General features: G+C 49.1%; 7 protein-coding genes and 2 pseudogenes. 2 read left to right on the top strand and 7 right to left on the bottom strand.

Going from position 1 to position 7,045, the window contains the following annotated elements:
* Nucleotides 1–672 (bottom strand): annotated as a pseudogene (gene mdoG / locus AB7E14_RS17860) (glucans biosynthesis protein MdoG); the annotation flags it as partial.
* A 280-nt stretch (nt 673–952) separates the two neighbouring features.
* On the opposite strand from mdoG, the gene mdoC reads away from it, so the two are divergent.
* Nucleotides 953–2,113: a glucans biosynthesis protein MdoC gene (gene mdoC / locus AB7E14_RS17855; RefSeq protein WP_044327397.1), complete on the top strand. Its 1,161-nt coding sequence runs from the start codon at nt 953–955 to the stop codon at nt 2,111–2,113.
* 14 nt (nt 2,114–2,127) lie between these two features.
* Here the strand turns inward: mdoC and AB7E14_RS17850 are convergent, their stop codons facing one another.
* From AB7E14_RS17850 to csgB, 6 genes are all read right to left on the bottom strand, one after another.
* On the bottom strand, nt 2,128–3,609 hold the full coding sequence (locus AB7E14_RS17850; protein WP_044266054.1) for a phospholipase D family protein: 1,482 nt from the start codon (nt 3,607–3,609) through the stop codon (nt 2,128–2,130).
* Entirely contained in the window at nt 3,551–4,084 is a 534-nt protein-coding gene (ymdB, locus tag AB7E14_RS17845; RefSeq protein WP_058587917.1) for an O-acetyl-ADP-ribose deacetylase, read from the bottom strand. The genes AB7E14_RS17850 and ymdB overlap by 59 nt, the downstream gene beginning before the upstream one ends.
* A gap of 89 nt (nt 4,085–4,173) precedes the next feature.
* On the bottom strand, nt 4,174–4,497 hold the full coding sequence (locus AB7E14_RS17840) for a type 1 fimbrial protein (RefSeq protein WP_044327395.1): 324 nt from the start codon (nt 4,495–4,497) through the stop codon (nt 4,174–4,176).
* Nucleotides 4,498–4,643: 146 nt separating this feature from the next.
* A complete protein-coding gene (gene csgC / locus AB7E14_RS17835; protein WP_044327394.1) occupies nt 4,644–4,976 on the bottom strand; it encodes a curli assembly chaperone CsgC in 333 nt (110 codons plus the stop codon).
* A gap of 60 nt (nt 4,977–5,036) precedes the next feature.
* Complete coding sequence (gene csgA, locus AB7E14_RS17830) at nt 5,037–5,489, bottom strand: curli major subunit CsgA (protein WP_044258048.1); 453 nt, start codon at nt 5,487–5,489, stop codon at nt 5,037–5,039.
* A gap of 40 nt (nt 5,490–5,529) precedes the next feature.
* Nucleotides 5,530–5,985: a curli minor subunit CsgB gene (gene csgB / locus AB7E14_RS17825; protein WP_044327400.1), complete on the bottom strand. Its 456-nt coding sequence runs from the start codon at nt 5,983–5,985 to the stop codon at nt 5,530–5,532.
* Nucleotides 5,986–6,747: 762 nt separating this feature from the next.
* Between csgB and AB7E14_RS17820 the strand changes: the two are divergent.
* Nucleotides 6,748–7,045 (top strand): annotated as a pseudogene (locus tag AB7E14_RS17820) (biofilm master transcriptional regulator CsgD); the annotation flags it as partial.

The raw sequence follows: 7,045 nt of genomic DNA, 5'->3' as shown, positions 1-7,045 counted from the left end.
AGGGATTATCACAAAACGATAGGCACCGGTCGCACGCGGAGAGTCCAGTAAGGCATAAATCGTCAGGCGCTTGTCAGTTGGTTTCGGACGTTCGATCCAGAACTCACGGAAGCGGGGAAATTCTTCACCTGAAGGCAGCGCGGTATCAATAGCCAGACCGCGCGCAGAAAGGCCATACACCTGACCGGCCCCCAGGACGCGGAAGTAGCTTGCGCCAAGCATGCTGACGATTTCATCGTTTTTGTCTTTGCTGTTGATCGGGTACAACACTTTGAAACCCGCAAAGCCGAGATCTTTTACCGTGTCTTTATCATGCTGAACGTCGCCGAAATTGAAGTAGTCCGGGCTGTATTTGATTCTTTTAACCGTAGTTGCCGTGACTTCATTGATTTTGACCGGCGTGTCGAAGTACATACCCTGGTGGTAGAACTCGAGCTTGAATGGGGTCTTGAGATTGCTCCAGTATGCTTTGTCGCGATTAAACTGGATCTGCTGATAGTCCGCATATTTCATGTCGCGGAAAACGGAGGGCAAGTTACTTTTTGGCGCCTCATAGCCTTTACCGGCTAAGGATTGAGCTTGCTTTGCAACATCATCGATGGAGAAGGCCCAGGCCGACGACGTGTACAGCGTTAACATGACTGCCGCACCCAACCAACGCATTTTCATCATTTGTGGTTTATGTTTCATAATTAGTAAGCACTTCCCCCTTTGTGTGCTTATATCGATCCGATCTATTTTAATGGATAATCAGGCATTAGGACAACTGAATCCCTGCATTGTTCAGCACGCTGGCTCATGGTTTAGACGCCTCGCCGGGCCCTTTTTCACTTTGCGTGCTTATCCTGGAGACAGGTCGTTGTACTTGGTGTAGGGTTGCCACCGACTGTAACGAGTAAACGCCTTACCGATAAGACGATTAGTCTGAGAATCTGAGAATACGAAAACCTTTATGAATCCCGTACCCGCACAGCGTGAATATTTTCTTGACTCCATCCGCGCCTGGCTGATGTTGTTGGGTATTCCCTTCCATATCTCATTGATCTATTCCGGCCATACCTGGCATGTGAACAGCGCCGAGCCCTCATGGTGGCTGACTCTGTTTAACGATTTTATCCATTCATTCCGGATGCAGGTCTTTTTCGTTATTTCCGGTTATTTTTCGTACATGTTATTCCTGCGTTATCCATTGAAACGCTGGTGGAAAGTACGCGTTGAGCGCGTAGGCATTCCGATGCTTACGGCTATTCCCCTGCTGACGTTGCCGCAATTTATTATGCTGCAATACGTCAAAGGAAAAGCCGACAGTTGGCAGACGCTCTCACTGTATGAAAAATACAACACGCTGGCCTGGGAATTAATTTCTCATCTCTGGTTTTTACTGGTTCTGGTGGTATTAACCACCGTCAGTCTGTGGATATTTACCCGGATGCGAAAAAACCTGGAGAAAGCGGAAAAAAAACGGCTGGCCGCCGTGTCGATGGGCAAACTGACGTTCATCTTCTTCTTACTGGGTATTGGTTATGCGGTGATACGGCGGACGCTGTTCATTGTTTACCCACCCATTCTCAGCGACGGCTTGTTTAATTTCGTGGTGATGCAAACGCTTTTTTATGTGCCTTTCTTTATGCTGGGTGCGCTGGCCTTTATCTCACCCGAGCTTAAAGCGCTTTTCACCACCCCTTCCCGGGGATGTACGCTGGCGGCGGCTTTTGCTTTCATCGCCTATTTGCTGAATCAGCGTTACGGCAGTGGCGATGCTTGGATGTACGAAACGGAATATGTCATCACCATGGTGCTAGGATTATGGATGGTCAATGTGGTGTTTTCTCTCGGCCACCGTTTACTCAATTTCCAGTCAGCCCGCGTCACCTATTTTGTGAATGCGTCACTGTTTATTTATCTGGTACACCATCCCTTAACACTGTTTTTCGGCGCCTATATTACGCCACATATTACCTCGAATCTGTTGGGCTTTATCTGCGGGCTGATCTTTGTGGTTGGCATCGCACTGGTATTGTATGAGATTCATTTGCGCATTCCGCTGCTTAAATTCCTGTTCTCCGGCAAACCACCGGTCAGACAGGAACAAAGCAAAAAAGTGACCGGCTAATGCCCGCGACCACGTTAAAGCAGCCACTCGACAGGCAATAGCGTCGCCAGTCGCACCAGAACCCGCTTCCAGAATCCTGTGGCGGGTTCTTTTTTTAACACCAGTTCTTCGTCCTGCTGCCGATCCACCCAGTTAATTCGCCCCCAGCGATCGAGGCGTAATTGCCAGGCCGCATCGCGTTGACTCTCAATGAACCGGTTATGGATAAGCGTCGCCAGCGTCTCGCTTTCAATCACAAATCCCATTTCCGTGTTCAGCAACGTGGAACGGGGATCAAAATTCAGTGAACCAATAAACACCTTACGCCCGTCAATACTGAACGTTTTGGCATGCAGGCTGGAACCGGAGTTCCCCGTAAGCCCCCTGTCGTGCAGTACCACCTGACGTTCACGCGTCGGCTTTAGTTCATAGAGCTCGACACCATAACGCAGTAGTTTCTTCCGCCAGCGCGCATAACCAGCATGTACCACCGCGACATCATTGGCGGCTAATGAATTGGTGAGAATCGCAATTTTGACGCCTTTACGCACCAGTTTCAGCAACTGCGCGACGCCTGCACGGGTCGGGACAAAATAGGCAGAAATAATGTCAATCCGCTCCGTCGGCGACCCCATCACGTCAAACAGTCGTTGTGGCAGTAAAGAGTGGCGCTGCGCTTTCCCCTGGCCTTTTAAGGGATCGTCACTTAACAGCCGGGTCTTCGCCCAGATAAGCGGTAGCGTTCCGCGATCGAGATGGGTCATAAACGGGCTGGTTTTCAGTTTATGCTGATATCGACGGGTGATGGGATCGTTGTACCAGGCGTCGGGTAGCTCAATGCGTTCGGTGATCTCTTGCTCGGAGAGTGCCAGTACCGATTTCAACGTCGAAACCGACGCGCAATGCCAGTAGCGTTCGAAATCCTCAGCAACCTCCCTGACGACGGGTCCGATGGCCATCACGTCCAGATCGGAGAACAGCGGCTCCTCGCCCGCGCCAAAATAGGCATCGCCAATGTTTCGCCCGCCCACCAGGGTGACAACACCGTCTGCGGTATAGCTTTTGTTATGCATCCGTCGGTTTAGCCTGGCGAAATCGGTCAGATAACCCAGCATCCGTAGCATGCGAAAAGAGAAAGGATTAAACAGGCGAACTTCAATGTTGGGATGGGCATCGAGCAGTTGCAGAGTGTCATCCAGCCCTGGCGTGTTGTTGTCATCAAGCAACAGGCGCACATGGACACCACGTTTCGCCGCCGCCAGAAGAACAGCGAACAGCAGTCGCCCGGACATGTCGTCTTCCCAGATATAGTACTGAACATCCAGCGTGCGCTCCGCCATTTCCGCCAGCCGGTAACGGGCGGCAAAGGCGTCCAGACTGTTATCGAGCGCAAGAATGCCGCACTCTCCGGGGTGATTGTCGCACAGAGGACGCGTGGCGCGGGCGAGGCGAGTCAGCTCATTCATCGCCTTGTTGGGTAAGTAGACGCTGGTAGAGTCGGGTTGTTTCGTCATCATAACAGACAAAGTATATCTGCTCAGGCAAAGCGCGGCGGGTAATAAATTCCGAAACGGTTTTCAGCGCAATTTCAGCGGCGGCGGCTCGTGGATAGCCGTAAACTCCGGTACTGATTGCCGGAAAGGCAATGGACGCGTAGCCATTGGCCAGCGCCAGATTCAGGCTATTAACGTACGCATCCTGTAGCAGTTGCGCTTCGTTATGCTCGCCGCCACGCCAGACCGGGCCGACGGTATGAATGACCGCTTTAGCGGGGAGGTTTCCGGCAAGCGTGATCACCGCATGGCCCGTCGGGCACTCGCCCTGCTGCTGTCTGACTTTCATGCAGGCTTCCAGTAAGGCGGGGCCCGCAGCGCGATGGATTGCCCCATCAACACCTCCGCCTCCCATCAGCGAGGCGTTTGCGGCATTGACGATGACATCAACCGCGACCGTGGTGATATCCCCCTGGATAACATGAATACGCGATTCCATAGAACCTCCTTGCGTCACTCTATTCTGTAAGTGTACAGCAGGGGATACCCTGAAATCGCTTTTTTCGTCTGTTTGTCTGAATGACCTGTTTAGCGGTAGCTGATGTCCATCACCGCCAGTTTTTTCTTCTCATCCAGATAGTGCAAGTTAACTGCGGCGATCTGCTTGAAGTGTTGTGGTGCTTTTAGCAGTTCCTGGGGTGAGTAATAGCGGGTTTGCGTGCGCCCCGTGTTAAAGCACGACATTGCAAGGCGCTGTTGCTCCAGACTCACATTGCAGGGCGGTTCTACGATTTGACCGGTGAAATGAATCACCCCGCCCTGTCCTCCCGCATCCGCCATTGCGGTAAAAGAAAACAGGGCAAGAAGCGCGAGCAGCGGAAGGCTTGTTTTACGCGTGACAGGTAACAGCATGATGCTTTCCTCAATGAGTATTCATCCTTGAGGGGGTGATGTATTCCCTGACGGCGACAGGCCCGGGAGTCACGCATTCCGCGTCACTCTATACATAGTTCAGCCACCTCGCTTCTGCCAGCATCGACGCATTAATTGTCAGTCAGTTATGACGGTTTCGCAGAGGGCGGCCATTGTTGCGATAAATGCAGCGACTGGCCGTCAGAAACCGTAACCACGATTTTGACGGTGTCTTGTGCAGAGATATTTAAACTGAGTCTGGTCAAATCAATGGCCTGATTAGCGGGTAGAGAAAGGGTCTTTTTCTGTCGTGACTGACTTTGCCCCGCCACGCCGTCACGAAGGGCTAAAATTTGCACCTGGCACACACAGGGTTGTGTCAGGGTGACCTGCGGCGTAATCGTGTAAATGTCGCCTTGCTGGGTGGTTGCAAACGTTATCTGATTAGAGAGCGCCGCAAGGAGTAATAAGGTGTTCATGATGTCCTCCCGAAAAAAAACAGGGCTTTCGCCCTGTTTATCGTCAGCACATAAACTGAATTAGTACTGGTTAGCGGTGGCGTTGTTGCCAAAACCAACCTGATGCACCAGAACGCTGGAATCGGACGCAGTCTGGTTCACCAGTGCGGCGTTATGTCCACCATACTGGCTCACAGTAATGTCCGAATTTTTGCCGTTCCACTGATCGATGGTGGCGTTGTTTTTGAAGCCGTTTTGAGTCAGATCGATGGTGCTGTTATCTGAGCCCTGGCCCACGTCTGCGCCGTTACCAAAGCCATTCTGATGAATGGTCGTATCAGATTTACGAGCGTCGCTTTGCAGCGCAAGCGCGGCGTTATTGACTCCTGACTGATAAATGCTCAGGGTCGATTCCGGGCCGGAGCTGCTCCCGCCGCCGCCACCACCGCCGCCGCCCCATTGCGGAACAGAACCAGCCAGAGCACTGCCAGAAACCACGATTGCTGCAAATGCTGCCACTTGTAAAAGTTTCATGGTAAACCCCCATCGGATTGATTTAAGCGTCGTCAATGGATTAGCGTTGAATAACGCGAATTGCCATTTGCGACTGTCTCTGCACTACAACTGCTGTTTTTTGCGTACCATACTGAGTAATATTTGCTTTATTTCCAGAACCTTTCTGGATAATCATCGCAGTATTACCGTAATTACTTTGCGATATACTGGCATCATTGGAATGACCCGACTGAGCAATATACGCAAAATTATAAGCTCCTGATTGGTCAACTTTGGCCCGGTTACTTCCACCTTCTTGTGAAACTACCGACAAAAGTTTAGAGCCCTCCTGGCGCATCTTTGCACTATTATTCGTGCCCACTTGACCAATAATGGCTGCCTGATTAAATGAAGACTTACTTAATTCATTTACCGCAAAGTTATATTCGGAATGCGCTAAATCATAACTTGTTGCGGAAGCAATTCCAGGCGCACCCAGTACTGTTAACATCATAAATAACAATTTGTTTTTCATGTTGTCACCCTGGACCTGGTCGCACATCGAGAAAATAACGTTCTCATCAATTTTCCTGTTAACGCTAAACGTAATTTGTTAACGCCGCGTTACGATGAAGAGTATGTCTGCGGAAACATTTTAAATAACTCACCCGCCAGTGGTATTTTTATATTTTCGCTCACACCAAAGTACTAAACAGGGCAGGAATAGCCTGTTATTTGCGCTTATTTTATTTTCTTCACGATTATCGGTAGTGCTTTTTCTCGCCGTCAGTCAGCAGGCTGTAAAGTGGACTTTCCAGGCTATGTTGTACGCTCGAAGAAGAGAGAGATGATCAAGTCGTGACAAGCCTCGTTTTTTTCGTCATCAAAATGCACGACGCCGGCGAATGTCATCACTGAGCAATTACCACACTGATGAAGCACCAGAGCGAATTGTGTTTATTACTTTAAATTCAATTAATTAATATAATTTGTATGATTTTTTAAATCTGTGCAATAACGGCTGGATGTACAACTTTACTATCAAATCTAAACTTAAAAAAAGCCTTAAGATAACAAATTAATATATATTTTTACATTCCGTTACATGTTTAACACTTGCTTTAAGATTTGTAATGGCTAGATTGAAATCAGTTGTAGTTCATTTGTATTAATATTTGCCCCGTTCGGGCTGATTCTTATTTTACTACACACAGCAGTGCAACATCTGTCAGTACTTCTGGTGCCTCATTTCTGCAGGCAACTGTCAGATGTGCGACTAAAAAAGTGGGGTTTCATCATGTTTAATGAATTCCATAGTATTCATGGTCATACATTATTGTTGATCACCAAACCATCCCTGCAAGCTACAGCATTATTGCAGCATTTAAAACAATCTCTGGCCCTCTCCGGAAAACTGCATAATATTCAGCGTTCTCTGGATGATATCTCTTCCAGCTGCATTGTTTTAGTCGATATGATGGAAGCGGATAAAAAGCTCATCCATTACTGGCAAGATACTTTGAGCAGGAAAAACAATAACATCCGCGTGTTATTATTGAATACGCCTGACGAGTATCCTTTCCGGGACATTGAAA

It is taken from the genome of Citrobacter sp. (genome assembly GCF_050252275.1).
GTDB classification, from domain to species: Bacteria; Pseudomonadota; Gammaproteobacteria; order Enterobacterales; family Enterobacteriaceae; genus Citrobacter_A; species Citrobacter_A amalonaticus.
This window is presented reverse-complemented; position numbering and strand designations above follow the sequence as displayed.

Bases quoted from the DNA above. Each gene is read 5' to 3' on its own strand.
- mdoC (WP_044327397.1), top strand. From the start codon at position 953: ATGAATCCCGTACCCGCACAGCGTGAATATTTTCTTGACTCCATCCGC.
- AB7E14_RS17850 (WP_044266054.1), bottom strand. From the start codon at position 3,609: ATGATGACGAAACAACCCGACTCTACCAGCGTCTACTTACCCAACAAG.
- ymdB (WP_058587917.1), bottom strand. From the start codon at position 4,084: ATGGAATCGCGTATTCATGTTATCCAGGGGGATATCACCACGGTCGCG.
- AB7E14_RS17840 (WP_044327395.1), bottom strand. From the start codon at position 4,497: ATGCTGTTACCTGTCACGCGTAAAACAAGCCTTCCGCTGCTCGCGCTT.
- csgC (WP_044327394.1), bottom strand. From the start codon at position 4,976: ATGAACACCTTATTACTCCTTGCGGCGCTCTCTAATCAGATAACGTTT.
- csgA (WP_044258048.1), bottom strand. From the start codon at position 5,489: ATGAAACTTTTACAAGTGGCAGCATTTGCAGCAATCGTGGTTTCTGGC.
- csgB (WP_044327400.1), bottom strand. From the start codon at position 5,985: ATGAAAAACAAATTGTTATTTATGATGTTAACAGTACTGGGTGCGCCT.